Raw genomic sequence first — 2,311 nt, 5'->3', positions numbered from 1 at the left:
GATGACAGCATTGAGCATTTAACAAATAATGATCGTGTAAACGTTCTGATTATTGATGATACAACCTTTGAGCGTTCAAGATCCAAAAAAGTTGAACTGCTTGCCAAAATATATGATCATGCCAAAAAACAGTATAAATTTGGCTTTAGATTACTTACTCTCGGCTGGTCAGATGGAAACACATTCCTGCCAGTTAATGGCTGTCTGCTCTCTACTAAAAACTCTAAAAATCGAATTAATGAAGCAGTTGAAGTTGACAAACGAACTGTCGGTTATTCCAGAAGAAAACTTGCTCAGACTAAAGCTACTAAAGTTATGCTTGAACTGCTTGAAGCTGCTAAAAAAGCAGCTATTCCAGCATCTCATGTACTTTTTGATACCTGGTTTTGTTCTCCATCTTCTCTGATTGCTGTCAAAAATATTGGCTATGATGTAATAGCTATGGCTAAAAAGACATCTAAAGTGCATTATCTGTACAATGGTGAGATGCCGGTGTTTGTCAAGAAAGTTGTCGCATTTAGTTAAAAATTTCTTTGAATACCACTCCTGCAGAAGCTCATTTAAGAGCTCTGCTGCTTGAGATATTTTTCTACTTCAGCAGTATCCATTGGATTTAAAGTTACATATTCTGGCTGGGACCAGTCTCTAATATCCCCTGACCATCGTTCTGGATGTTCTGCTTTGGCTTTTAAATATGTTTCAGTTCTCTTTTTCAGGATCTCTATATCAAGCCCATAATGTCTCTGGTAGGGCGTTACTAATTTAATTCCGCTATGTAAATGCTGGTGATTATACCAGCGGACAAACTCAGCTACCCATTCTCTGGCTTCATTTAGGTCTTTAAAGCCTTTGTTAGGATAAACAGGTCTGTATTTCATTGTCTTAAATAATGACTCAGAATAGGGGTTGTCATTACTTACTCTCGGTCTGGAAAATGAACTCTGTACTCCCAGTTTCTCCAGTGTTGCTAAAAATGTTGCTGCTTTCATTGGACTGCCATTATCAGAGTGCAGTACCAGTGGTTTATCATTTGCCGCTATTCCCTGAGACAGGGAAGCTTTTCTAATCAGTCTTTTTGAATACTCAGCGTTTTCAGTTTCCCAGACTTCATAGGCAACTATCATTCTGCTGAACATGTCAACTATCAGATAGAGCTTAAAGAAACTGCCTTTAATCATAGCATTCAGCCAGGTGATATCCCAGGTCCAGACCTGGTTGGGAGCAGTAGCAATATGAGTTGGAGCTTCTCGTTTTACAGGTTCTTTAGTTTTAGCTCGACGGGTATTCATTTTTTCTTCATCTAAGACTCGATAGAAGGTTGATTCTGAAGCAATATATTTACCCTGTTCAGCAAGTTTAGGAACAATTTTAAAAGGTGGTAGATCTGCAAATTCTTTGCTATTTGAGACTTCAATTATTTCCTGTCTTTCAGCTTCAGTTAACTTGTTTTTGGGTTCTGGTCTTTCAGCCAGCGGCCGCTGATCTTCTTTAACAGCACCATCTTTAGTCCATCTTTGATAGGTTCTAATTGATATTTCCAGTTCTTCACAGGCTTTAAATAGCCTGCAGCCATTTGCATGTGCTTCATTAATTAGTGCTACCGCTTTTTTGCGATCTGAAATTCCTATTAGTCGTCCTCTGGATCCCCCCAGATCGCTCGGGCCTTTTTTCTGAGCACCAGTAATGCTGCAGTTTCAGCAAGAGCTTTTTCCTTTTCGCGAAGTTCTTTTTCTAGTTCTTTAGATTTCTTTTGTTCTTTTTTAAGATTATTTTTTAGTTCTTTAGGATCTTCATATTTGAATTCATTGGCGTTCTGACACTGCTTAATCCAGTTTTTTAGTTCTTCTACATGGATACCTTTTTCACGGCAGTATTTAGCAGTTTCCAGTTCTGAGAGACTTGCAGTTTCTAAAACAGCCTGAAATTTATCACTGGAAGACCAATTGCTTGATTTCTTATTGCTGGTTGGATTACTCTTTAAAACCTTAGTTCTCCAGGTGTAGAGGGTATTAACTGGAATATTAGTTTCTCTAGCTATATCAGGTGCTTTTTCAGCATTAGGTGGAGCCAGTCTTTTAAATATGGATTCTTTTAATTTTTTAGAATAAACTTTTCTTGGCATTGTAATTCTCCTTAGATTTTATTGTCGTTACTCTATTATACACAGATTTTGTGCCCCACGACAACTATCCTAACATATAGGGATGCAGCCTTTAACAAAGATCTTCAGAGAAAACAGAAAACGTCGTGGTAGATCGCGTTATCTTCTTTCTGTAGAAGTTACTATAGTTAAAGATGGACAGTCTATCCC

At 37.8% G+C, this 2,311-nt stretch carries 2 pseudogenes; one reads left to right on the top strand and one right to left on the bottom strand.

The annotated features are described in order from the left end of the window. Nucleotides 1-486: pseudogene (locus C7954_RS13455) on the top strand (transposase); the annotation flags it as partial. Between the two features lie 74 nt (nt 487-560). On the opposite strand, the pseudogene C7954_RS13450 reads toward C7954_RS13455, so the two are convergent. Continuing rightward, a pseudogene (locus C7954_RS13450) lies at nt 561-2,122 on the bottom strand (IS3 family transposase). Nucleotides 2,123-2,311 lie beyond the last annotated feature (189 nt).

Source organism: Halanaerobium congolense (assembly GCF_004366375.1).
GTDB lineage: Bacteria > Bacillota > Halanaerobiia > Halanaerobiales > Halanaerobiaceae > Halanaerobium > Halanaerobium congolense.
This window is presented reverse-complemented; position numbering and strand designations above follow the sequence as displayed.